This window comes from Sphingobacterium sp. MYb382, assembly GCF_037572665.1.
GTDB lineage: Bacteria > Bacteroidota > Bacteroidia > Sphingobacteriales > Sphingobacteriaceae > Sphingobacterium.
The window spans coordinates 1-26,458 of sequence record NZ_JBBGZT010000011.1; the positions used below are offsets into that span (position 1 = coordinate 1).

The 26,458-nt window shown below is 38.6% G+C and carries 16 protein-coding genes; 13 read left to right on the top strand and 3 right to left on the bottom strand.

Annotated elements, in window-relative coordinates:
• Positions 1-207: 207 nt before the first annotated feature.
• The gene (locus tag WH223_RS04295; protein ID WP_340046301.1) at positions 208-474 is read right to left on the bottom strand and encodes a transposase; all 267 of its coding nucleotides are present in this window, start codon (positions 472-474) and stop codon (positions 208-210) included.
• A gap of 297 nt (positions 475-771) precedes the next feature.
• Between WH223_RS04295 and WH223_RS04300 the strand changes: the two genes are divergently transcribed.
• Positions 772-2,166, top strand: coding sequence for a hypothetical protein (locus WH223_RS04300; protein ID WP_340046302.1), 1,395 nt, complete (start codon positions 772-774; stop codon positions 2,164-2,166).
• Between the two features lie 698 nt (positions 2,167-2,864).
• Here WH223_RS04300 and WH223_RS04305 read toward each other — a convergent pair.
• Both WH223_RS04305 and WH223_RS04310 read right to left on the bottom strand, forming a co-directional pair.
• Complete coding sequence (locus WH223_RS04305; RefSeq protein WP_340046303.1) at positions 2,865-3,770, bottom strand: helix-turn-helix domain-containing protein; 906 nt, start codon at positions 3,768-3,770, stop codon at positions 2,865-2,867.
• Between the two features lie 54 nt (positions 3,771-3,824).
• Entirely contained in the window at positions 3,825-4,862 is a 1,038-nt protein-coding gene (locus WH223_RS04310; protein ID WP_340046304.1) for an NAD(P)-dependent alcohol dehydrogenase, read from the bottom strand.
• A 359-nt stretch (positions 4,863-5,221) separates the two neighbouring features.
• Between WH223_RS04310 and WH223_RS04315 the strand changes: the two genes are divergently transcribed.
• From WH223_RS04315 to WH223_RS04370, 12 genes are all read left to right on the top strand, one after another.
• Positions 5,222-5,698 carry an RNA polymerase sigma factor gene (locus WH223_RS04315; protein WP_340046305.1) on the top strand — a complete coding sequence of 159 codons (477 nt, stop codon included), beginning with the start codon at positions 5,222-5,224 and terminating at the stop codon, positions 5,696-5,698.
• Position 5,699: 1 nt separating this feature from the next.
• On the top strand, positions 5,700-6,299 hold the full coding sequence (locus WH223_RS04320) for a hypothetical protein (RefSeq protein ID WP_340046306.1): 600 nt from the start codon (positions 5,700-5,702) through the stop codon (positions 6,297-6,299).
• A 245-nt stretch (positions 6,300-6,544) separates the two neighbouring features.
• Complete coding sequence (locus WH223_RS04325) at positions 6,545-9,100, top strand: kelch repeat-containing protein (protein ID WP_340046307.1); 2,556 nt, start codon at positions 6,545-6,547, stop codon at positions 9,098-9,100.
• Between the two features lie 154 nt (positions 9,101-9,254).
• Positions 9,255-10,097 carry a hypothetical protein gene (locus tag WH223_RS04330; protein WP_340046308.1) on the top strand — a complete coding sequence of 281 codons (843 nt, stop codon included), beginning with the start codon at positions 9,255-9,257 and terminating at the stop codon, positions 10,095-10,097.
• 897 nt (positions 10,098-10,994) lie between these two features.
• The gene (locus WH223_RS04335) at positions 10,995-14,240 is read left to right on the top strand and encodes a SusC/RagA family TonB-linked outer membrane protein (protein WP_340046309.1); all 3,246 of its coding nucleotides are present in this window, start codon (positions 10,995-10,997) and stop codon (positions 14,238-14,240) included.
• A 17-nt stretch (positions 14,241-14,257) separates the two neighbouring features.
• The gene (locus tag WH223_RS04340) at positions 14,258-16,225 is read left to right on the top strand and encodes a RagB/SusD family nutrient uptake outer membrane protein (protein WP_340046310.1); all 1,968 of its coding nucleotides are present in this window, start codon (positions 14,258-14,260) and stop codon (positions 16,223-16,225) included.
• 10 nt (positions 16,226-16,235) lie between these two features.
• Positions 16,236-16,970 (top strand): DUF3823 domain-containing protein, encoded by a 735-nt coding sequence (locus WH223_RS04345; RefSeq protein WP_340046311.1) that lies wholly within the window; start codon positions 16,236-16,238, stop codon positions 16,968-16,970.
• Between the two features lie 125 nt (positions 16,971-17,095).
• Positions 17,096-18,367, top strand: a complete 1,272-nt coding sequence (locus WH223_RS04350) for a glycoside hydrolase family 71/99-like protein (protein ID WP_340046312.1) — start codon at positions 17,096-17,098, stop codon at positions 18,365-18,367.
• A 394-nt stretch (positions 18,368-18,761) separates the two neighbouring features.
• Positions 18,762-20,066 carry a glycoside hydrolase family 71/99-like protein gene (locus tag WH223_RS04355; RefSeq protein WP_340046313.1) on the top strand — a complete coding sequence of 435 codons (1,305 nt, stop codon included), beginning with the start codon at positions 18,762-18,764 and terminating at the stop codon, positions 20,064-20,066.
• Positions 20,067-20,099: 33 nt separating this feature from the next.
• The gene (locus WH223_RS04360) at positions 20,100-21,113 is read left to right on the top strand and encodes a family 43 glycosylhydrolase (RefSeq protein WP_340046314.1); all 1,014 of its coding nucleotides are present in this window, start codon (positions 20,100-20,102) and stop codon (positions 21,111-21,113) included.
• A gap of 398 nt (positions 21,114-21,511) precedes the next feature.
• The gene (locus WH223_RS04365) at positions 21,512-24,013 is read left to right on the top strand and encodes a glycoside hydrolase family 95 protein (protein WP_340046315.1); all 2,502 of its coding nucleotides are present in this window, start codon (positions 21,512-21,514) and stop codon (positions 24,011-24,013) included.
• Positions 24,014-24,172: 159 nt separating this feature from the next.
• Positions 24,173-26,434 (top strand): GH92 family glycosyl hydrolase, encoded by a 2,262-nt coding sequence (locus tag WH223_RS04370; protein WP_340046316.1) that lies wholly within the window; start codon positions 24,173-24,175, stop codon positions 26,432-26,434.
• Positions 26,435-26,458: the final 24 nt, after the last annotated feature.

A 26,458-nucleotide genomic window follows, 5' to 3' on the forward strand; every position in this document is an offset into this window, starting at 1 on the left:
GCCGTATCTTACCAAAATAGGTTTCAAATCCTCTTGTGGGATATCTGGAGGCCAGATCCATTAATTTTGAAATAACTATTTGATCGTCCTTTCTGTGGTCATAGTAGTACATACTCCGACTCATACAGACAATCTTGCATGCTCTATGAATACTGATTCCTTGCTCATCTATAGCACCGTTCACCAGCTCTTTACGTTCACAAAGCTTTAGAGCTTTTTTTCAATTATATCTTTTAAGATACGGTGATCAAGACTTAAATCTGCAAACATCCGCTTTAGACGGGCGTTCTCTTCTTGAAGAGCCTTCAGCTCTTTAAGGTGCTGAGCATCCATACCTCCGTACTTTTGCTTCCATTGATAGAAGGTAGCTGCTGAGATCCCGTGCTCTCTGCAGATATCCTTTGTGGCCTTTCCTGACTCATATTCCTTGAGAATATTGACAATCTGATATTCGGAAAACTTGCTCTTTTTCATAATATATAACAAACTAATTTAACATTTTTAATTTGTCTGAAAAACAGGTAAGTCTACCATCGCTGCTATGCTTAGCGAGGACAATCCCTTGAATAATTCTCTGTCTATAAGCGCTAAAACCTGGCTAAAATTGTTTACTTTTATCATAGTGGTGTCTGAAATTTTGCTATTCAAATATTGTAACTTTGCTATATCAAAACAACGCCATTTTTTCTAAGGTTTAGGACGCGTCTGAGTCTGATTAATAACCATTGAAGGACAAGCATTTTTTGCTGAATTACTAAAATTATCTCTTTTATGAAGAAAATCATTTTTTCCAGTGTATTCATTTTATCTTTTACTGTTTTATTCGCCCAATCTATCAAAGGAACAATTGAAATCAATATGAAAGAGGGATTGTTTAACTGCAATTTTAACCTTTATAACATTCCACAAAATAAAAACTATAAAATTCTCCTGAACAAAGGGATGAATATTAAGTATTTTAAAGATTCGAATGGAATTTTAGTGAAATATGATGGGCACTATGATGGTCAAACAAAAGGAGAAGCAATCGAATATGCTTTACTGGATGAAGAAGGTAAAACGCTTCCAATACCAACCTCTTTTCAAGTAAACTATAAAGGAGCATTCCCAATATATTTCGAGAATAACGAGGACTATGGACCTTTCGATTACAAGGGAATTATTGCTTTCAACGGTAAAACACTTCGTGCTTCAGACCAGTCAAAATGGTACCCTGTTCTTTTTGATGTGGACAATGACAAATTGATCGATCAATATCCCTATGATCTGACAATTAAGGTTACAAATTCGGAGAATAATAGCATATTTATCAATGGCAATGTTCCTCAAAAGACATTGACAGATAATTTTATATCTACCAAACCGTCTTCCTTATTTCTTTTTATAGGGAATTACGATTTTATTTCACAGCCTGCTGGATATATCCTCAATTTAGATGCTGATAATAAAAGTGTTGCAGATATTTTTAAGAACATTGAGGCAGTAAAAGAAAAACTTGCGAATAATCTGAGTTCAAAATTCACAGATAAAATTTATATCATCAACCACAAAGCTGTAAATAGGAGAAAGCCAGGAAGCAGTTGGGCTTTTAATGACTACCCGTCAATTGCGTTTACTGATTTAGATCCCGCCAAAATGCTAAACGGCAAAGGTCAGTTTGAACCATGGTACACTAAATTCCTGGGACATGAACTTGCCCATAATTATTTTGGAACACATATGCTCTCCGGCAAGCTTTCCTGGTTCTGGCTTGAATCTTTTGCCGAATATCTATCCTTCAATGTGACAGAAGATTTTGGTTTTAATGCATTTTTAAAAGAGTCATTGCTCTCTGGTGCAAAAAATGTGGAAAGTCAGAGTTTTATACCGCTGTCTGAAATTACAGAAATGGCCCAAATTAATGAATCTTACCGCTATATACTGGCCCCCCTCATGTTGAAGTGTTTTGAGGATACCTTCGGAAGAGAAAAAACAAATCTGGTCCTTCAATCATTACTAGAATATGCTAAAAAGGGGACATTAACCCTTGAGCATTTTGACAAGGCAGTTATTGCAAGTGGAATAAAAGCAATAGATTATCAAAGATTTAAACAGACATATATCACGAGCAAGGACTTTAAACAAAATATTATTGCTCAAATAAGAAAAATATATGGTGATGCCTAATTGAGAAATCTTTATCTTCTATAAGCTCTAATTCATTTATAATCTGAAATTATTTTTTGCTGTATTTTGGTATAATGAAAATGGGGCATGGACAATCCATCGATAAAGTCAAGAAGGCTTGATATCTAATTCTTTGGCCAGCGATCACAAATCATTTCTGGTATTACTTAGTTCAACGCTCATCAGCTTGAATTCTTTGGGGGACGTTTTTTCTATTGAGATAAGGCTTTTAGGTTATTAAATTCACTTAACTTATTTTCTGTTCAAATGTAGCATCTCCAAAGTGAAGCCAATAAACACTAAAAAAAGCGACTCTTTTGAAGTCGCTTTTTTTAATACTCCGTAGGGGAATATATCCTATTGGGGTTTAGTTTCTTTATCAGTTGTTTACAAGTGTTTGTTTTTCGAACTCATCGAATAACGCACTGGTATGATGTATGTTTTAGCTGTAATTGTACGCTATTATACATAGTTTTTTTTGAGACCTTTACTAAGCTCAATCAAGGCATAAACATTCAAGTCAAACAGATAATTTTCTTGCATAAAAGACGGAATCAGCTATTTGATTTTTTGACTGCTGCGTCTGTTTATGAGAGACATGGGGATAGTCTGATTGAAGCGTTGGTCGGCATTCTTCCCTAATAACAGGGAAAGGATTACCAGGAGATACGTAAAAGAGATTGGAAACAATTTTATTTTCAATTAAATGATTGCCTAAACTCCAAAGGCGAAATATCGGTTTTCTTTTTGAAAAGCTTGTTAAATGATTGCGGATATTGGAAACCCAACTGATAAGCAATTTCACTTACAGATAACTTGGTTGTAGTTAATAATTCTTTGGCTTTGTCAATAAGTTTGTTGTGTATGTGTTGTTGTGTAGTTTGGCCCGTAATGCTTCGCAGCATATCGCTTAAATAATTAGGAGAAACATTTAGTTGTTCTGAGACAAACTGCACCGTAGGGAATCCTAAACCCAATGATTTTTCATTCATAAAATAATTCGTTAAAAGATTTTCCAACCGAATTAAAATTTCATCGTTGTCGGCTTTCCGTGTAATGAATTGGCGATTATAAAAGCGGTTGCAGTACTGTAAAAGCAATTCGATTTGCGCAATAATGACATCTTGACTGAAGTGGTCGGTATTGAATTTATACTCCTGCTCGATGTTCAGTAGGATGTTTTCTATAATGGTTTCTTCTTGTTCCGAAAGGTGTAATGCTTCATTTAATTCGTAAGAAAAAAAGCCGAATTTTTTTATGCTTTTTGCTAATGGATAGCCCGACAGAAAGTCCGGATGAAAATTTAGAGCAATACCACCACCTATAGTTTCAGGTTCGCCCTCTTCGTGTGTTAATACTTGATTTGGTGAGAAGAAAAACATAGAGCCAGAATCATAGTCGTAATATCTTTGTCCGTATTTGAATTTTCCAACACCCCTTTTTATGGCGATACAATATAAATTTATAACCATACTGCCTACATATTTTGGTGCTTTTGTGAATTGGAAAACGGTAACCAAAGGATGCTTAGGTTTTGGTAAGCCTAAGATTTGGTTCAAATGGGAAACAGATTTTACGGTTATGGGGGTATTTTCTTTTTTCATTAATACAAATTAATAAAAAAGAAGAAGTTATTAGCTTCTTCCTTTTGTTTTTAACTATAATGTGGCCATATCAATCACAAAGCGATAACGGACATCGCCTCTTTCTAATCTTTCCAATGCTTCGTTGATATTTTTAATGTCAATTATTTCAATATCAGAAACAATATTGTTTTCTGCACAAAAATCAAGCATTTCTTGTGCCTCATCCAGGCCACCGTGTCCCGAACCTGTAATCACTTTGTTGCCTACAACTACTGAAAAGGATGAAATTTCCCAAGGTTTTGAAGGCAATCCTACATTGATATAAACTCCGTTAGTTCGTAATATTTCGATGTAAGGATTGATATTGTGGTTAGCTGAAACGGTGTCTATTATAAAGTCAAAAGAATGGAAAACGGATTTCATTTGCTCTTGATCCTTGGAGGCTATAAAATGATGTGCCCCAATTTTTTTTGCATCAGCTTCTTTCTCTGGAGAAGTACTAAAAACAGTTACTTCTGCACCCAATGCAACTCCGAATTTAACTGCAATATGTCCTAAGCCACCTAAACCAATCACGCCTAGTTTATGTCCTTTTCCAACTTTCCATTTGCGCAAGGGCGAATAAGTTGTAACTCCTGCACAAAGTAACGGTGCCGTTGCAGCAAGGTTTAGTTTTTCAGAAATACGAAGTGTATAATCTTCATCTACTACAATGTAATTGGAATAACCTCCATAAGTGGGAAGTCCATTTTTGTCTCTACTGTTATAGGTCTGTACATTTTGTAGACAAAATACTTCATGTCCGTTTTTGCAATCTTCACACTCTCTGCAAGAGTCTACATAAGTTCCAACACCAACAATATCACCAATTTTAAACTTCTTGGCATTGTCACCTACTTTTACTACTCGTCCTACAATTTCATGTCCCGGAATCATTGGGAAAATCCCTGGAAACCATTCGTTTTTTATATTGTGGATGTCTGTGTGGCAAACACCACAATATAAAATTTCAATTTGCACATCGTGATTACCTACTTCTCTTCTTTCAAAATTCCACGGTGCTAATTTTTCGTTGGTATTTAGTGCCGCATATCCTTTCGTTGCTGTCATATTTTTTTGTATAGTGCAAAATTGACCAAAAAAGCATAGGTGAAAGTATCCAAATCTCTGAAATGAGTATCCAAAAAAACAAAATTTTCCATTGCTGTAATTTTTCGCTGCCTTTCTTTACTAACTGTATAAATTAACATATTCAACATGAGTAAGACACAAAAAAAACAAATCAAAACCAGTATCTTAATGATCCTAGGGATGCTCTGTTTAATAATTGGCCAGAGTAAGGTTCCATATTTTATTAAAAACTCGGCATTACTTTTATCGCTTGCATCATTTCTTTTCTTGATTTTTTGTTTTGTTAAAAGTGCAAAAAATCAGATTATTGCATCTAAGGGGAAAACATCAATTAACGAATGACAGAAAAATCCTATCTCAGAAAAATTGAAGAGCATAAAGGTATTATCCTAAAAGTGGTAAACCTTTATGCTGATGATTTGGAAGACAGAAAAGATTTATATCAAGAAATTATACTGCAGAGTTGGAGCGCTTACCCTCGATTTGAAGGAAACTCCAAGTTTTCCACCTGGCTATACAAGATAAGTTTAAACGTCGCTCTTACTTTCTTGAACAAACGAAAGAAGGTTGATAAAATAAAGGAAGGTCCTCATACGGATATTGTATTTGAACCTCAGGAACTATCCGAGAGAGCAGATTTCCTTTATCAGGCTATTAAACAACTAGCAGCAACAGATCGAAGTATAATCATGTTACACCTTGATGGTTTCAGCAATACGGAAATCAGTGAGATAATTGGTATTTCTAAAGGAAATGCGAATGTAAAACTGCATCGCATTAGACAACAATTAACAACTATTCTAAATCGAAAATAAAATGGACTTACAAAAGGAATGGCAAAATATGTCAGTAGAGATGCTGAGCGCAAAGCAAAGTGAAGAAATTTCCATGTTTACGTTTGATGCCCAATCGAAAGACATTTTGCAAAATCTGATTTATAAATTGAAATGGAAATTTAGATGGATAAGGATTATCGACCTTTCTATCTTGGCTATAGCCTTGTTTTCTGAAACAGATTTGAAGATACTACTCGTCACTGTTTTTGCCCTCTACGAGTTGTTTTATTGGATTGGCAAAAAGGAATTTAATAAACTAAGTACTAGCGTTGATTATGCTTCGAATACAAAAGATGTTTTGGATAATAACCTGCAAGCAATTTCTAAAATACTTTACTTGGAGAATGTTTGGAGCTATTTAATAGCCCCTTTAGCAGCTCCCATTGGTTTTCTGTGTTATAAACTATATATACATAAAAGTTTTGAAGCAGTGTTCGCACTCCCTAATATCTATTTACATTTGATGATTTTGATTCCGTTAGGTGTCTTGGTAATTGTTTTAGGAAATATGATGAATCGACGTATTTTTAAAAAACAGATAGAAAGTTTGAACGAGAAAATCACAGAACTTGCTAGCTAAGTTTGTTTATGATTACCGATGGTAGGTATTACTCATTTAAAAATTAAAGGGATCATAGATCCCTTTTTTGTTCGTTTTTTTGGAGTAGAGTTGATGATAAATTGAATAAATTCTACGAAGGATTTCTAAGGAAAAAAACAAAATAGACCTTCGATATAGCATAATTTACTTTAACTTAGGAAACTGATTTCTGAAAGTCACAGGAATTGGTGCCAATTGATATCCTAACATGTTTTATTAAACCAATGAAAAGAAAGTTTTTTCAGCATTGTTTTTTGTTTTTATTGTTTACGTTATTCCTTGTATCTGTTAAGGCACAATCTTATGGATTGGTGTTTGGCGGTAACGAGGTGGTACAAGACAAGCGTACCGGGCTTGATTTAAGTGCGAACGAGCCGCTTTGTTTTGATGGGGATTTTGAGCTTAAATTTGATCTTTCGTTTTTTAAAAGTAAAGCCAATTACTTCGGATATATCTTTCGGATGATTGATCAGAACAAGCGAAATATCGACTTGATATATGATGAGCGCACAATTGATAATAAGCATTTTAAGCTAATCGTTGGTGACAAAATTTCGGATATCACGTTTAACATTGATTTAGAACAGTTGTACCGCAATTGGTATACGATGAGTTTGAGTTTTAATGTTGAAAAGAAGGAAATAACATTAACCGTAGACGGACAGGTCTATACGCATAAAAATGCGGAGATTGGCAATTGCTACAAAATACTCTTTGGCGCCAATAACTATAAAGAATTTAAGGTGACTGATGTTCCTCCGATCAAAATCAAGGATATTGAAATCTATGAGCGGAATAAGAAAAAGTATCAATGGCGGTTGTATGGCAGTTCGGGCACACAAGCCGAAGAAAATGTTAGCAAGACACATGGCCTTATTCATAATCCGGTTTGGATAAGAACCAAACATCATGATTGGGAGTTGCTCCAAACGTTTCGTGTAAATGGACCAGCAAGTACTGCTTTTAATGTACAGAAGGAGGAGCTCTATGTGGTGTCGACTGACTCGTTGATAACCTATTTTGTAGAAACGAATGAACATAACCACACGGCTTATCGCTCGCAACCACAGCATTTATCCGTTGGAAATTATTCCATATATAGTTCGACCGTCCAAAAGCTATTTAATTTTTATATGGATCAAAAGATGGTTAGCACCTACAATTTTGATAACCGTACTTGGGACAAAAACTACCTAAAAACAATCGACCCGACTAATTTTGGACATATTAATAAGTTCTACTCCGCAAAAGATTCATCACTCTATATTCTAGGAGGATATGGACAGTTTAAATATAGCGGAGAGGTGCAACGGTATTCCTTCGGCACTAATGTCTGGACTCCAGTAAAAACGACTGGACATTTTACCCCACGTTATTTGGCCGGTTTAGGCGTTACGGATCGCGGAGCCTATATACTAGGAGGGTATGGCAGTGCCACAGGAGAGCAGATTTTGAATCCTAAGAATATTTACGAGTTCAATTTTTTTGATGTTCAAACGAAAACCTTCAAAACCTTATTTGAATTAAAACCAAAACGAGAAGATTTCGCTTTTGCGAATTCCTTAATAATCGATGAAAAAGAAGGCATTTATTATGCCTTGACTTTCCCGAATCATAAATACAATTCCAGCTTACAGCTAATCAAAGGATCCTTAGATACGGCCAGTTATACCCTTGTAGGCAACGAGATACCTTACCGATTTCATGACATTAGTTCTTTTGCGGATTTGTTTTATAGCCCCATTACTAAAAAGTTTATTGCAGTTACCTTATTTTTCGATGCGAATACCAATACCACTACTGTTCAGTTGTATGGTTTGTCTGGTCCTCCAGAGGCCAGTCTAACGGGCATTTCGTCTATTATTCCTCCTTTTCATACAGGGTATTATATTTTAATTGGGTTGCTTTTACTTTTACCGCTGGTTTTCTTTTTCTACAAAAGAAAGCGAAAAGTTGTTAAAGAAACTGATGCTACTCCTACAGTTATAAAAACAGCTACGGAGGATGTTGTGACAGCGGAGCCTATTATGCAGGCGAAAAACCATATAAAGGAACAGGTAAGCAATAGCATTTATCTTTTTGGCGATTTACAACTCTTTGATCGCAATGGCCAAGACATTACGAAGTTGTTTACGCCTTTGTTGAAGGAATTGTTTCTGGTAGTGTTATTATATACGATTCGCTGGGAGCGGGGAATCAGTTCGGAGAAATTAACCGATATTCTTTGGTTTGATAAGTCTGCGGACAGTGCGCGTAATAATAGATCTGTTAATATTGCGAAGCTGAAATCGATTTTAGAAAAAATTGATGGCTGTCAAATTTCTAAAGAAACGGGATATTGGAAAATTAACGCAAAAGCGGAAAGCATTTGGATTGATTATAGTCAATACCTAGAAATTGTTCATAATAAAGCGAAAATAGACAAAATCAAAATTAAACAACTTACAAAAATCATTCAGCGTGGTAGTTTTCTTTCCAATGTAGACTACGATTGGTTGGATGACTTTAAGTCTACAGTATCTAATGAGATCATTGATACCTATCTGCAATATGCAGCTACTGTTCAGATTGCTGATGATCCTGAATTTTTGGTGGAGCTAACTAACTATATTTTTTATTTCGACGCCGTCAATGAAGAAGCCATGGGGATTAAATGTAAAGCATTGGTGCAGCTAGGGAAGCATTCACTCGCCAAAACAGCCTTCGAGGTCTTCTGTAAAGAATATAAGGTACTTTATGGTGAAGCGTTTCGTAAGTCATTTAATGAAGTACTAAGTTAGTATAGTTCATTTTATACACCTGTTTCAAGTTGTTGTCGACCTTCCTATGAAGAGGCTCCTGTTCGGCTTCTGTATCTATTTTTTGTGGTTCAGAAGCTGTAATATTTAAAAAAGTGGTATTGTTTTTTTAGAAATAATATTAACTTCGCTCTCTATGACTAATACTATTAATAAACTTTTTTTATTTTCTATTTTTATTATTTTCCTGTTAGCGGCCTGTTCCAAAAACAATCAAGAGATTTGTCCTGAGCCTGAACCAGGAGTTCCTGCAGAAGATTATTCACATATTAAGTTATCTCTCCTTAGTAAAGGAGAATTAAATATTTCTGAAAACATAGAATTTGGTTTCACGAAGCAGGAATTGGATTTAAGAATTTTAGATTCTATAAATTGGATGGTAGTGGGTGATAATGAAATAACACCAATATCAAGATATAAATTCGATAATACGTCTGGTTATTATAGCCGATATATCCTGTGGTCTAAGAACTTTGGATTGCCGGGAGAATATATGACATATTTAATTGGATATAAGGGGAATAAACTTGCTTTTACCGACAGTCTGAAAATTACAATTAAGAATAATAAAGACTTCTTAAAATACAATTGGAAAGATATAACGGAATCAGAAGAACAAGTGACTTATACTAATCGTGTTAATAATAACTATAATTTTAGTGTTAAAGTTTTTGTTACTACTAAAAATACGTTCATAGAATTGATTGCCATTGACACAAATTCTAATCCTTGCAATGGAGACTGTTTTGTGTATAGAGATCAGTTGAACTGGTATATTACGACGCTTTATGGCGCTCCTAAGTTTAATGCGTCAATAGATTCAGGAATAAAAGAGTATTATCTAGCACATTTTAAAGAATCATTAAATGCAGCTGAAGTATTGTTCATTTGGGAGACGAATAAAACAAAGATGGCTTTATTAAAATATAAACGCCAAGAAGAGTATCGATATAAAGTGATTGCTGAAGCTAAAAAGTAATCTGTAGAAAGATATTCATAAAAAGCCAGATGATATATATTAAGTCATCTGGCTTTTTTATGCTATTTTTTCCAAAAACTTGTCCTTGTTTTAATTGATATACATCATTTCTCTTGGCTGAGCGATATCTGTGTTTTGATAGAACACGCCTAGAAGATAAGGTGTAGCTATGTACAGCAGTTCAGCTGAACCTTTATAAATCGGCAATCATTAGGTTTGATGCGGCCAAGAGAAATAATCAAAAGAATGCAAACCTCAATTCCATTTGATTAGCAAATCTAGAAAACGAATCCTTGTTTTCTTGAATGTGCAACCAGTTTATAATAAGACGGAATTATGCCAAATAATTTGAGGGATTCAAGACTAGGATATTTAAGAAAATTACTGCCATTATAGTAATTCAATCTATTGACAAAGAAATATTCCAACGAAATAGCAATAATTTGAAAATTAGCAAGCATTAATAATGCACAGCCGCTGAAATCTATATTTTTTTTAGTTGGCTTATTAATTTTGCGATTATAGTTTAATACGCGCGTAAACCGTGTTTTTTAAGGTTGTTAATACGATTTAGCAAAAATTTAATGAAAATTTAATGACTTGATTAATGTTTTGTTAAGCCTTTATTAAGTCTCTTGTCATTACTTTATCACCGTATTATAAACCAAATACGCGATCCGTAAGGAAACAACAATTTTATTCAAGGAAACCAAATAGGCTGCCACCTAGGCATCCTGTATAACGTTGTGAATTTCCCTAAGAGATAGTAAACCAATAAATGAATAAAACCATGAAAGCTAATTCTAGTTAACTCACGTTGCGAAATGTGGAGGATGAAGAGGACCCCTCATAATCTGTTCGAGAAAAAAATAACCTAATCAATTAAAAACTCAAGAAATGAAAAACAAATCTTTACCAAGAGATCGGACATGCACGATACGGAAAATGCCCGTACGTGAAATGATGCTGTCTGTATTGATTTTAGGTTCAGCAAACACCTATGCTGCATCTGGGAGATCAACTATTGGAAATACAGTAGAATCGTTGTCTAAAGTCAATCAATCCGTTTTACGTGGTGTTGTGCGGGATGAGAAAGGAAATACGCTTGCGGGTGTTTCGATTAAGGAAAAAGGAACCAATAACAGCGTTACTTCGGGGGCTAACGGGGAGTTTAGTATCCACCTGAGTACGGCAAATGCGACGCTAGAAGTTTCTTTTGTGGGCTATAGCAAGCAAGAAATTTCAGTCAATAACAGGAGTAATGTACAAGTCGTTTTACAAGCACAGGACGAAGTCTTAGAAGATGTCGTCGTTGTTGGTTACGGCACGCAAAAAAGAGCAACCTTGACCGGTGCTATTTCTACAGTCAGCAACAAAGAGCTTGCGGTGACGAAGAATGAAAATGTGGTCAATATGCTCGCTGGTAAAATGCCAGGCGTGCGGGTAACGCAAGTGTCGGGGCAGCCTGGTGCTTTCGAGGCGAATATCGATATTCGGGGGATGGGCGAGCCGTTAATCGTTGTGGATGGAATGCCTAGGGATAAAGACTATTTCAGTAGAATGAATCCAGAGGAAATCGAAAGTATTTCAGTTTTGAAAGATGCTTCTGCAGCGATTTATGGAGTTCGTTCGGCAAATGGTGTTTTATTGGTAACCACGCGAAGAGGAACAGGGGTAGAGTCGGGCAAGTTTGATATTTCTTTATCTACAAATTTTGCGTGGCAACAGTTTTTATATGTACCCAATACGGTAGATGCAGTCGACTATATGCGTTTGAAAAATGAGCAAATTTGGCGCGAGTTTAGGTCTAATTATTTAAGCCAACAGCCTGCACAATTCAGTGATGCTGACATGGAAGAGTACCTGAGTGGACGTAAGAAAACATCGAATTACTTGGATGCCGCTTTCGATAAAACAAGTCCGCAAAAGCAACATAATTTATCTGTAAATGGTAGCTCGGAGAAAATTAACTATTTCTTCAACTTGGGCTATATGGATCAGATGGGCGCATATAAGAGTAAGGATTTAAATTATGAGAAATATAATTTTAGATCGAATATTGATGCGCAGATTACGCCACGACTGAAAGCGCAGGTGGATTTGAATGGTTACTTAGATGAAACCAATCAACCTAGAACCGATATCTGGGCAATCTACAAACAAGCTTGGCGTCAACGACCAAATGTGCCTATCTACGCAAATGATAACCCGCTATATCCAAACTTTGACATGATTGATAATGAAAATCCTGTTGCAGTAATGAATGGCGATTTGACGGGAAGAAGGACATTTTTACGGCGTCAGTTTAACGGCGCTATTGCTTTGAACTATTCTATTCCCAAGATTGAAGGATTAGTCGCGCGTGCGGTTTACAACTATGACTTTAAGTACAATGATAATAAAGATTATAAAAAAGCATATTATCTATATAGCTATACTCCACCCGTGTACGGCCCAAATGGAACGATTATAACCCCAGAGAAATACGATAGACATGAGCGCAATGCTCCATCTACGGTAAGACGTGAATCTTTCCCGGAGTACAAAACCTTGATGCAGGTGTCTTTAAACTACAATCGTGTGTTCAATAATGCACACAACGTGAGCGCTTTGGTATTGTTGGAGGAAGAGTATTCAAACTGGGATAGCTTTTTCGCGCAGCGTGAACTTTTTGTCAATTCACCCGATTTATTCGCTGGAGAAGATAAAAACCAGTTGGCAAATATGTATGGTATTGGAGAGCTCGCGTCTCGCGGTTTGGTGGGTAAGTTAAACTACAACTATAAAGGAAAATACATTGGGGAGTTCAGCTTCCGTTACGATGGATCATCACGATTTCCAAAAGAATCCAGATGGGGATTTTTCCCTGCCGCGTCTTTGGGATGGCGTATTTCTGAAGAAAGCTTTATTAAAGATCGTTTCGACTTTGTGGATAACCTGAAACTAAGGGCTTCTTACGGTAAACTGGGAGACGACCGTTCGGCAGGTGTTTACCCATCGACACTTGTTGGCTATTCGCTAGCGGCAAATGAAACCGGTTGGATCTATGGGAAGAATGTTGTTAATGGTGTTTTACCAACGGCGATTCCGAATCCTAATTTGACTTGGTATACTTCAAAAACTATGGATTTCGGTTTTGACTTTGATTTTTGGAAGGGCAAATTAGGTGGTACGGTGGATTACTTCCAACGGGATCGTGATGGTTTGTTAGCGAATGGATCAGCGGTGATGCCTGGAACAGTAGGAGCCAATCTCCCGCAAGAAAACCTGGAAAGCGATCGCACACGTGGTATGGAACTCTCCTTATCGCATAGAAATAGAATCAATGATTTCGACTATTTTATTTCAGTACAAATGTCGACTACGCGAAATGAACATAGAACACGTATAGAATCTAAAGCAGGAAACTCCTTTGATCACTGGAGAAACCGCTACGCAAACCGCTATACTGATATTTGGTGGGGCAAGCAATATGCAGGACAGTTTACAAGCTATGACCAAATCTACAACCACCCTAATTTAGTAGGTTCTGGTACTGTTCCAGGTGATTATTACTACGAAGATTGGAACGGTGACGGTGTGGTTGATGGGCGAGATGAGTATCCAATTGCGAACTACAATATGCCTTTGTTTAATTATGGTATTAGCCTTGGTGGATCTTACAAAGGGTTGGATTTGAGTTTGAATTTCCAAGGTGCGGATCGTGTTTTCGTTCAATATGGAGAAGTCTTAGCTCAGCCTCTACAATTTAACGGAGGTGCTTTAACCCAGTTTTTGGATAGGTGGCGTCCACAAGTGCCTGGAGCTGATATTTTTGATCCTAAAACACAGTGGATTCCAGGATACTACCCATCTACAGGTTCAGCGATGGCTGAGGGCACGCGTGCTATCCAAAATGCTTCTTACTTACGTTTAAAAACGATTGAGTTAGGCTACTCTTTTCCAAAAAGATGGATCGAGCGTGTAGGGGTGAAAGGGTTACGTATTTACATGAGTGGTTACAACTTGCTGACGTTTACTTCGTTGAAACACTCTGATCCGGAGCATCCGGGCTCGGCGGGTGGTGCATCTTCATCAGAAATCGATTCGTACAAGTATCCAATCAACAAGACCTACAATGTGGGGGCATCCATTAAATTCTAACAGCAATTTAAAAAGACATGAAAAAATTAATATATATAACCTGTATAGCGCTTTTCACGCTTATGGCCAACTCTTGTCGTAAGCTAGATTTAGATCCCAAAGGTATTTTGGGAGAAGAAGAGCTTTTAGGAAATGCTGCGGGAGCGGAGAAATATTTAGTAGGTCTGTATAGCTATCTGCCTATCGAGGATTTTATTTATCACCCGGAGAAAGGTTTCCGTTGGGATAATTTTTGGAGCAATTCAGAGACTATGGCCGCCATGAATGGAGAAATGAGTGGTCAATTTTGGGGTACAGCTGGTGCTGGTGGGTTTGGCTACTGGCCTTATGACCGTATTCGTATTGTTAACACAATGATTGAGCGCTTGCCTAAGTTTAAAGATAATTATTCGGAAGACTCCTACAATGCAACACTTGGTGAAGCACATTTCATTCGTGCTTTCTACTACTTTGCTTTGGTAAAAAGATATGGTGGTATTCCAATTATTAAAAATGTACAAGACTTATTCGGCGATCCAGAAGCTTTACGCGTACATCGCGATAAAGAAGTAGATGTGTATAAATTTATCCATGAGGATTTAAAATTTGCAGTGGCTAACATGTATAACAGTTCCGATATTGGCCGTGCAAATAAATATACGGCGGCTACCTTATTATCCCGTGCGATGTTGTATGCTGGTTCAATTGCGAAATATGGTGGCGCAAGTAATTTCACAGGTCCTGCGGTAGATGGTGGTTTCGTTGGTATTCCAAGAGACCAAGCGGAATGGTTTTTTAAAGAAGCTTATGATGCAGCAACGGTGGTTATTGCTGGCGGGAAGTACTCGTTGTATAATAAAATCCCAGGCGATAAAGAGCAAAATTATGTGGATCTATTCTTGGATGAAAACAGTCCAGAAGACATCTTTATCAAACAATACAATATCACTGCTCCACATAATAATCGTTTAAAACACAGTTATGATGTGACGCATTTGCCTAATCCCTCTTTTTCAAGTGATAACGAATCGGCCGCTTATCCCGTATTGGATGTCGTAGAATTGTTCGAGAAGTTGCCTATTGTAGAAGCAGATGGTAAACCAAAGCGTTTTGCGAACCGCAAAGATTTGTATGCGAATTTAGAGCCGCGTATGCGTGCAAATTTTTTCTTCTCCGGTATGGAGTTGCGTGAAGGTGCTGAGCGTCGTGCTTTCGATATTCAACGCGGTTTGTATGTTTCTTTCAAAGGTACGGCAGCGGATGCCGAATTGGGCGCCACCAGTGCTCCTATTAATGCGGAATCCAACCGTATTTTGGCGGGGCCTAAAAACTCCCAGTACGAATATAAGGGTACCAAATATAATGTCACAGGAGAGCATGGTATATGGAAAGATGGGCATGCGAACAATACGCGCACCGGTTTTTACGTGCGTAAATACATCAATTATAAGATGAAAAATAACGAGGTGAAACTGTACAACAGTACGCAACCTTGGAAAATTTTTAGATACGCCGAAGTCTTATTAAACCGTGCTGAAGCGGCTTACGAGCTTGGTTTGTTGAAAGCTGATGATGGATTGAAGCAACAAGCTTTTGCAGATATCGCGTTAATTCGTGATCGAGCTGGAGCGGTGCCTCACCCATACAACGGGGCTGCGTTGACAACCAATAAATACGGTTATCAGTTAGATGAGAATTTGCAGTTTATTCGTGACGAGCGCTTACGTGAGTTCTGTTTGGAGAACCAACGTTGGTGGGATATCCGTCGCTGGAGAACAGCAGACGTAGAGCTTAATAATTTTGTGCCTAAATCATTGATGCCTTATTTGGTACTTGATGAGACAACATTTAATGGTAATGTACGTCAAAGTTCATATATCTTCCTGAGGGAAAGAGAACCATGGGGTAAGAGTTTCACCTTTGATAAGCGTTTTTATTACGAGCCTATACCAGGTGGAGAGTTAAATAAAAATGAAAATTTATATCCTCAAAATCCGATCTACTAATCTGATGATTATGAAAAATATACTGTATACGCTAGGTTGTGCAGCTGTAATGCTCGCTACTTCTTGTAAAAAAATAGATAATTACCCTGGGCCCAATGCTTCTTTATCGGGAAAGATAATGGATGCCACGGATGGGAAACCTTTCCTCACGGGGCAAGGTGAATTTAGTATTCGCTTGTGGGAAACCTCCTGGAGTGACAACCCGACTCCGCAGGATTTAAGTGTGAAACAGGACGGTTCATATACAAATTCGAAACTTTTCCAAGCCACCTATGCCATGCAACCTTATGGCGGAGCCTTCTGGCCGACGGACAAAATAGAAGGATTTAAACTAGGGAGCGATGGTAAACAAGATTTTGAAGTAGTACCTTATTTAAAGGTAATTGATGTGAAGGCAACCGTAAGTGCCGATCATAAACTGCACATCTCGTGCCGTCTTCAAGCGCCATTGCTCGCAGGATTGCCTGATTTGAAGGATGTAAGACCCTTTATCAGTTTGACGCCTTATGTCGGCAATGGAAACCGCATTGACGAATATTACAAAGATGAATACAGACTGGAGTTTAATCGCAATTTTAGTGAGTTAGCAAACCCTGCTACGGGGATTAGCTTACAGGAATTCGTGATGCCGAATGATATTCCTTTGCTTTCAGGTCGCACCTATTATGTGCGTATGGGAGCGCGCGTGCGTGATACCTTTGAAAAGTATAACTATTCAGAAGTCATCACCATCAAAGTACCTTAATCATAAAGCTAGGGTATCGTCTTTTCATACCCTAGCTTTTTTAGCTAAACCTCAATTGGTCTTTTTTGACAGGTCTCCTAAGGTCCTGTTGCTAAAAGATAAATGATACATTAAATTAAAAATTTATGAATAGAATACATCGTACTAAAATGTTATTTGTGCTATGCTGTGTGGCTATTTTGGGTTGTTCGAAAAGCAAAAATGCGGTTGAGGAGGAAGGCTTAAAAGAAACAACAGCCTACAGTTCGGCTATCGGTGATGTCGTAGGGCAGATCACAACGGGTTATCAAGGTTGGTTTGCTGCCGCTGGTGATCAATCGCCCATGCAGTCGCATTGGTGGCACTGGACTGAACATTGGCAACAAACGCCATCACTGGAGAATAAAAGTTTTATATCCTGGCCTGATGTTCGGGAATATGAAAAAACATATCCTACAAATTTTGCAGCGCTAGGCAATGGAAAACCGGCATCCTTGTTTTCTTCCTACGATGACCAAACGGTAGATGTGCATTTTAAATGGATGAAAGATTATGGTATACATACCGCAGCCCTGCAGCGTTTTAATCCGAATGGGGTAGAGGGGGCAATACGAGATGCGGTGACGGCGAAAGTAAAGAAGTCGGCCGAGAAGTATGGCGTTAAATTCTACATCATGTATGACGTTTCGGGGTGGAAAGATAATATGTCCACACAGGTGAAGGATGACTGGTTAAAAAAGATGAAACAGTATACGCAATCACCGCAGTATGCAAAGCAAAATGGTAAACCCGTTGTCGGAATTTGGGGATTTGGTTTTAACGATGATAATCACCCTTGGTCGGCGGCTGAATGTAAGGCGGTTATTGACTGGTTTAAAGAGCAAGGCTGTTATGTGATGGGCGGTACACCTACACATTGGCGTACGCAAACGAGCGACTCACGTGCAAACTTTATCGAGGTTTATAAATCGTATGATATGATTTCTCCATGGATGGTTGGACGTATTGCGAATGTGTTTGAGTCTGATCAATTTGCACGTACGACCAATAAGGAAGATCTTAAATTCTGCCAAGAAAATAAAATCGATTATCAACCCTGTGTGCTTCCTGGCGATCTGCAGAAAAGACATCGTGTGCATGGTGAGTTTATGTGGCGACAGTTTTACAACTACATCAATCTAGGCGTAAAAAGTATGTATGTATCCATGTATGACGAGTACAATGAAGGAAATCAGATTGCGAAAACGGCCGAGACGGAGGCTGATGTTCCTAAAGGATCGGGCATGTTAGCTTTAGATGAGGATGGCGTGGCTTGTTCTTCGGATTACTATTTACGTCTAACCCATGATGGAGGAAAAATGTTACGTGGTGAAATACCGTTGACCAAGACACGAATTACGACACCAAAATTTAATTAAATGGTTTTGCATGTGAATGCTTCTGTTTTTAAAGCGAAAATAGCAGGACTTAAAATGAAATTGATGGTGTTCTTTGGAAGGCATTTGTAAAATATAATAACTTTTCTGTTACGTTAAATTATGTTGATTATCAGTGTTTTGATATTTTGTTAATGTGTTTTAATCGGTTGATGCGCTCAAATTAATTATTCAATTAGTATTATTTTAAGCTTTTATTAAGCACTGCGATTGAATTTTAGGATTAGATTATAAACCAATTCTTTTAAAAGTCGTTAACAAGAAGGCTGTGCCAAGCATAGCATTTACTCGCGGTAGTGGAAGACACAATTCTACTTAAAATGAATTGCATAACAAGCGTGATAAATTTGTTGTTAAGCATATAAAAAATAGAAAGATGAAAAAACTAAAATGGTGCTGTACGTTTCTGCTGACAATAGGTAGTATCCTATTGATGGCACAGCAAAAGACAGCGTCACAAAATAAAAACGGTGCTTACAATACCGATGGATTAAAATACACGGCTTATACAGGTTTGGTCATGGCCGGTTATCAAGGTTGGTTTGCTGCCGAAGGTGATGGTTCCAACCGCGGTTGGTATCACTATCAAGGACGAAACCGAACCTTTAAACCTGGAGTTACCAACGTCGATTTTTGGCCCGATGTGCGGGAATATAGCAAGATCTATGCTTCGCCTTTTTATTTCGCAGATGGAAGCAATGCACGTTTATATAGTCCTTATGATGAGGAAAGTGTCGATTTACATTTCAAATGGATGAAGGAGTATGGGATAGATGGCGTACATATGCAACGTTTTGTGGGGGAGATTAAGTCGTCTAACCCTTCGGGGAAAAGACATTTTAATAAAGTCTTGGCTAACGCCTTAAAAGCAGCAAAAAAATATGGCAGAGCCATCAGTGTGATGTACGATTTGAGTGGATGTTCGCCCGAGGATGTCGCTTACCTAGAAGAGGACTGGAAAGAGCTTGTAGCGACCTTTAAACTTTATGACAAAGTCGAAAACCCAACCTATCTATGGCATAACAATAAGCCTTTGATGAGTATCTGGGGGGTAGGCTTTAACGATGGAAGACGCTATAGTACGGACGATGTTGATAAACTGGTAGATAGGTTGCAAGCAGGAAATCAAAAAGTAGCTATTATGTTGGGCGTACCATATTACTGGAGTTCCTTTGGTAACGATACGGAGCATAACCCACTTTTGCATAGTTTAATTAAGAAAGTGGATATCGTGATGCCTTGGGCTGTCGGTCGTTATGGAATGGATTCTTTCGATCCAAGCAATGTAAAACGTGATATCGATTGGTGTAAAACGAACAAGGTGGACTACGTGCCTTTGGTGTTTCCTGGATTTACTTGGGGAAATATGCATAAAGATCCGAAAATCTATCATGCTATACCACGTCTGAAAGGCGATTTCCTATGGAAACAGATAAGTACAGTCATTCAAAGTGGTGCTCAATCTTTATATGTGGCCATGTTTGATGAGATTGATGAAGGAACGGCTATCTATAAAACGGCACGTGAAAAGGATACTCCTTTAAATGGAAATACAGGATTGCGATTTGTAGGGATAGAAAATGATTTACCAACGGACCATTATTTATGGTTGACGGGGCAAGCGGCAAATTGGTTACAGGGGAAGCCAGGCTATAATGCCACAAAACCTGTACGTAAATAATAAAGAAATAACCTCTTAATATTAGAACTCAGTATGATGAAAAAGAAAAAAGCGTATATGCTTGCTGCAGCAGTAGGTTTAGCTGTTCTTGGGACGACCTTTAGTTGTTCGGCACAAAAATCGAAAGCTATTGTACACAAGCAAGTAGAAAATCCAATAATTCGACATATGTATACAGCAGATCCCTCGGCCCGTGTTTGGCAGGATGGACGTTTGTATATCTACGCATCGCATGATATAGCACCTCCACAGGGTTGTGATTTGATGGACCAGTACCATGTCTTTTCGACAGATGATATGGTAAACTGGACGGATCACGGCGAAATTCTTCGCGCAAGTGATGTGTCTTGGGGACGTAAAGATGGTGGTTTTATGTGGGCGCCAGACTGTGTTTATAAAAATGGTACGTATTATTTTTACTTTCCACACCCAAGTGGCGATGAGTGGAATACCACATGGAAAATTGGTGTTGCAACCAGTAAACATCCTGCTAAAGATTTCAAAGTACAGGGCTATGTACAAGGTGTAGATGCCTTGATTGACCCACATGTTTTTATTGATGATGATGGACAAGCTTACTTCTACCAAGGTGGAGGCGGCACCTGTAAAGCGGGTAAGCTGAAGGATAACATGATGGAGGTTGATGGTCCGTTGCAGGTGATGGAAGGGCTAGAAGATTTTCATGAGGCGAGCTGGATACACAAAAGAAATGGTATTTATTACCTATCGTATTCCGATAATCACGATGAAAACTGGAACGATGGTGTGAAAGGTGATAACCGCATGCGCTATGCGACAAGTAATAGCCCACTAGGTCCATGGAAACATCAAGGAATTTACATGGATCCAACAAATAGTTATACCAATCATGGATCGATCGTGGAATATAAAGGACAGTGGTATGCTTTTTACCACAACAGTGAGTTATCTAAAAAGAATGGAGAATTTAACGATTGGTTGCGGTCGGTAGCTGTCGATAAATTGTATTACAACGCTGATGGTACCATCAAAAAGGTTGTTCAAACGGGATTGATTAGCAAAGATTAGCGATAGTAAAAGGATGGAGCGCAGGCGAGCATTTGATTCGAATGCTTGTTTGTGCTTCTTATTTAACACCTGCCTAAAGATAGCTAATAACCACTATATTTAGGTTTAGGAGACGCCTAGGTGGGTATGTGAAGCATTTACTATAAAACCAACCTTGTTTAACACCGATATAAACCGTAAAGAAAAACAAATAGATAGTTGTTTCTGCTGATTATAAAAGGCAAAATATTAAGCGTTGTTTGTGATTTTTCACACGTATTAAATGCATCCGTTTTTGTCTTGTTTTAAAGAGAGACAAGCTGCAATCCTTACTTCAGGTTGACCGGAGAAGTAGCTTAAGCATGGATTGGCGTAAGCCGATTGACAAATGAATTACCAAAACGTTAAAGTAGTAAATTATGATAAAGTCACCCTTTTTTTTATGTTTTCACGCCCTCGTTCTCACGCTATTGTTTTGTGCAGACCGAGCACAAGCGCAACAAGCTCCAGATGCGGATACGCCAGCGAGCAAACGTCGGTCTAAAATTACGGCAGATTGGGTGGATCGTGGGCATACAAACCCGCATAACCAAAAGCCGGCGGGCAAGCATAATGTTTGGTTTTTAAAGCCCGCAAAAGTATGGGAAGAGGCTTTGCCTATCGGCAATGGAAAACTGGGAGCCATGATTTTTGGAGGGGTGCAAGATGAGCGTATTCAGCTTAATGAGAGTACGCTGTGGGATGGATTTCCCGTAGATGGAAACAATCCGAATGGACTAGCAGCTTTGCCTACTATACGTCAATTAATTTTTGAAAATAAAAATAAAGAAGCGGTTGCTTTGGGGGAGAAGACCCTTTTAGGTAGTCCTGCAGGCGTTAAGTCCTATCAATCGTTGGGTGAAGTTTGGTTTGACACACCGATAGCAGAGGCCACAAATTATAGACGGAGCTTAGATTTGAGCACGGCTATTGTAGAGACGGTATTTGAAAGTAAAGGCATTCAATATAAACGAGAGTCTTTTTCCGCTGCCGCGGAAAATGTAATCGTCGTGAACTTTACGGCAAATAAAAAGAAAGCGATATCCTTCAATTTGGCATTCCGCAGGGCACAAGATGCGGTCGTAAAAGCCGACAGTAATGACCCAACGGCTATTTTATTGGATGGACAGATCGCTACTAAAAATAAAGAACAACAAGTTGCAGGACTTCAATTTGCCGGTTATGTAAAAGCAAAAGCAGTAGGTGGGACAGTTAGCAATATCGGCGGAATCTTGTCTGTGAAAGACGCCGATGAGGTGACTTTGTATATTACGGGAGCTACCAATTATCCAGGCTTACGCCAAGTAGCTCAAGGTATTTATAAATCGGATAGTAATCCTGCGGCGGAAGCTAAAAAGTTAGCATCAGTTGCCGCACAGAAAAATTATGTGAAACTGCGGGAGGCACATATTGCAAATCATCAGCGTTATTTCAACCGGGTAGACTTAAATCTAGGACAACAATCCGACGAGCTTAGCCTGCTGCCAACAGATATGCAGCTAAAACATAGCCAAGAGCGTGGAGAGATTAACACGAATTTGTTGGAGACCTATTTCCAATTTGGACGTTACCTTTTAATCGCTTCATCTACAGAAAATAATATGCCTGCGAATCTGCAAGGTATGTGGGCATGGCAAATGGATCCACCTTGGAACGCCGATTATCATACGAATATAAATGTGCAGATGAACTATTGGCCAGCAGAAATTACCAATCTTTCGGAATTTCATAAACCACTTTTTGAACTCCAAGAAGCTTTGGTGAAACCCGGGGAGCGCACAGCCAAAACATTGTATGGCGCTAAAGGATGGGTTGTGCATCACCTGACGGATGCTTGGGGATTTACGGCGCCAGCAGATGGTCCACAAGGTATTTGGCCGATGGGAGCTGCTTGGTTAACAAGTCATCTCGTAGAGCATTATAATTTTACACAGAATAAAACCTTCCTTAAGGAAAAGGCATATCCGCTGTTAAAAGGAGCCGCGGAATTTATATTGGACTTTATGGTGGAGGCACCTCAGGGGACTTCCCTTGCGGGAAAATTGGTGACAAATCCATCATACTCGCCAGAGAATGCTTTTTTCTTGCCCGATGGCACGGAGTCGGTATTCACCTATGGGGCAACAATGGATATGCAAATTATCCAGGAGCTTTTAACTAATTGTGTGGAAGTGAGTGGATTATTAGGGATTGATCCAGCTTTTAGAAACCAGTGTCAACAAGCTTTATTTAAATTGCCGGCTACACGTATCAGTACAGAAACCGGTAGAATTTTGGAGTGGGCTGAAGACTACAAAGAAGTTGAGCCACACCATCGTCATACCTCGCACCTGTATGCTTTGTATCCCGGAAATCAGATTACGGTGCATGGAACGCCTGAATTGGCAGAAGCTGCGCGCAAAACGTTGATTGCAAGAGGTGATGATGGTACTGGATGGAGCTTAGCTTGGAAAATAAATATGTGGACACGTTTATTGGATGGTGATCATGCTTACAAACTGCTTAAAGTATTGTTGACCACCAAAACACTGCCTAATTTATTCGACAACCATCCGCCATTTCAGATTGATGGAAATTTTGGGGCGACGGCAGCGATGGCTGAAATGCTGCTGCAAAGTCAGCATAAAAACAAGGACGGAGCTTTCGACATACAGCTGCTGCCTGCTTTACCAACAAACTGGAAAAATGGATCGGTGAAAGGTTTAGTGGCTCGTGGGGGAGTTGAAGTAGCTATGGATTGGGAGAATGGCGAATTGAAACAAGCGAATATTACAGCCAAAAATGGCGGTTTACTTTCGTTGATTTACAAAACGAAAACCGTGACTTTACAAACTCGTAAAGGGGAGGTGGTCAACTTTGATGAAAATTTAAATAGACTATAAAAGATTATATCGTTAATGAATTATTAAGCATTCTATTGATTGAAAATCTGTATTTTAGAGATAACCAAATGGCTTTTGCTTTGCCTTTGTTTTATGATTATAGACAAAGGAAGAAGCGATACCAAATCTGTATAAAACCAGCATTATAAAAAAGGAATTATGTTACAAAAAGGAAACCTAACGCGAATGAAACGCTATTTGTCTTTATTATCTATTCCGATAATTTTATCCATCGGCCAAGGCTGCTCCAGCAATCTGCAGAAGAGCGCAGCGCTTACGCCAGTGGATTATGTGAATCCATATATGGGAAATGTTAGTCATCTTTTGGTGCCTACCTACCCAACAATCCATCTTCCGAATAGTATGTTGCGGGTTTATCCGGAACGTGGCGATTATACGGGCGATCGTTTACAAGGCTTGCCGCTTATCGTGACTAGCCATCGTGGAAGCTCCGCTTTTAACCTGAGTCCTTTCCAAGGAGATATTGCCAATTTAAAGCCTGTTATTGATTATGATTACGATAATGAGGTGATTAAACCCTATGCTTATCAGGTTTATTTAGAAAACCAACAGATAGCGGTTGACTATGGCGTATCGCACCAATCGGCGATTTATGCATTTGACTTTACAAATGATGAAACTCCACGTCTGTTGTTTAATTCCCGAAAAGGTAGTTTAAAATGGGATGGAACAGGTTTGGCTGGAAGTCAAGATATTGGTAATAACACCACCGTATACCTTTACGTCATCCCTGAGGCGAAACCAAGTACCGTACAAGTTTTGCAAAATGATGCTCTTTCCACACAAACAGAAGTAACAGGCGATGATGCGGCTATACTTTTGAATTTTGAGAAGCAGAAAACGTTAAGGTTGAAATACGGTATTTCTTTTATCGATGCACAACAGGCGAAAGCCAATGTAACGCGTGAAATTCAGGATTATGACATTGCCAAGGTGCAAAAAAAAGGACGAGACATATGGAATGAGACACTCGGGAAAATCCAAGTATCAGGTGGTGAAGAAAACGATAGACATGTGTTTTACACTTCGCTGTACCGAACTTTTGAGCGTCCGGTGAATATCTCAGAAGATGGACGATACTTCAGTGGTTTTGATGGTAAAGTGCATAAGGATGAAGGTAGACCTTTTTATACGGACGATTGGATTTGGGATTCTTACCGTGCACATCATCCTTTAAATGTGTTGATTGATGGTAAAAAAGAAGCTGATATCTTAAACTCATTTGTGCGTATGTCGGAACAAATGGAAAACTTTTGGTTGCCAACCTTTCCTGAAATTAATGGAGATAGTAGACGCATGAACTCCAATCATGGGGTAGCTTCTTTATTGGATGCTTACCAAAAAGGAGTTCGCGATTTTGATTTTGAAAAGGCATATCAAGCGGCTAAAGGTGCGTTAACGGAAAAAACATTAGCACCATGGTCGGCAAAACCAGCCGGAAAATTAGATGCCTTCTTTAAAGAGAAAGGTTATATTCCTGCTTTACACCCAGGCGAAAAAGAAACCATTCCAGAGGTGCATCATTTTGAGAAAAGACAGCCTGTGGCGGTGACGCTGGGTACTTCGTATGATTTATGGTGTTTGGCGAATATGGCTAGGCTCTTAGGACATGAGGAAGATTATGTGTTTTTTCTGAAGCAATCTTTTAACTATCGAAACCTATTTAATGAAGAAACAAAGTTCTTTCATCCGAAAGATGATAAAGGCAATTTTATAGCGCCTTTTGATTACGTTTTCTCTGGAGGACAAGGTGCACGGGAGTATTACGGTGAGAATAATGCTTGGATATACCGTTGGGATGTTCAGCATAATATCCCAGACTTAATAAAAATGATGGGAGGCGAGCAGCAATTTGTAAAATTCCTCGACGAGATGTTTAATGTTCCGTTAGGGAAATCGAAATTTGAGTTCTATGCGCAGTTACCAGATCATACTGGAAATGTAGGCCAATTCTCTATGGCGAATGAACCTTCTTTACATATCCCATACTTGTACAACTATGCTGGAGAACCTTGGAAAACGCAAAAGCGAATAAAAACACTTATTCATCAGTGGTTTAGAAATGATCTTATGGGCGTGCCAGGAGATGAAGATGGGGGAGGTTTATCATCCTTTGTTGTGTTCTCACAGTTAGGGTTTTATCCCGTAACGCCTGGCAGTAATGAATATGCGATTGGAAGTCCATTTTTTGAAAAGTCCGTGGTGAAATTAAACAGCGGTAAGGAACTAGTTATCACGGCAAAAGGTTTATCACCAGAAAATAAATATATACAATCTGCAACCATAAACGGAACAGCCCTCAGCAGGCCGTGGTTTAGCCACGATGAGATTGCAAATGGGGGGACCTTAGCTTTTGAAATGGGACCTAAAGCGAATAAAAAATGGGGTGCTGATCAGTAATCTCTCCACTGTACCTGTGTAAAA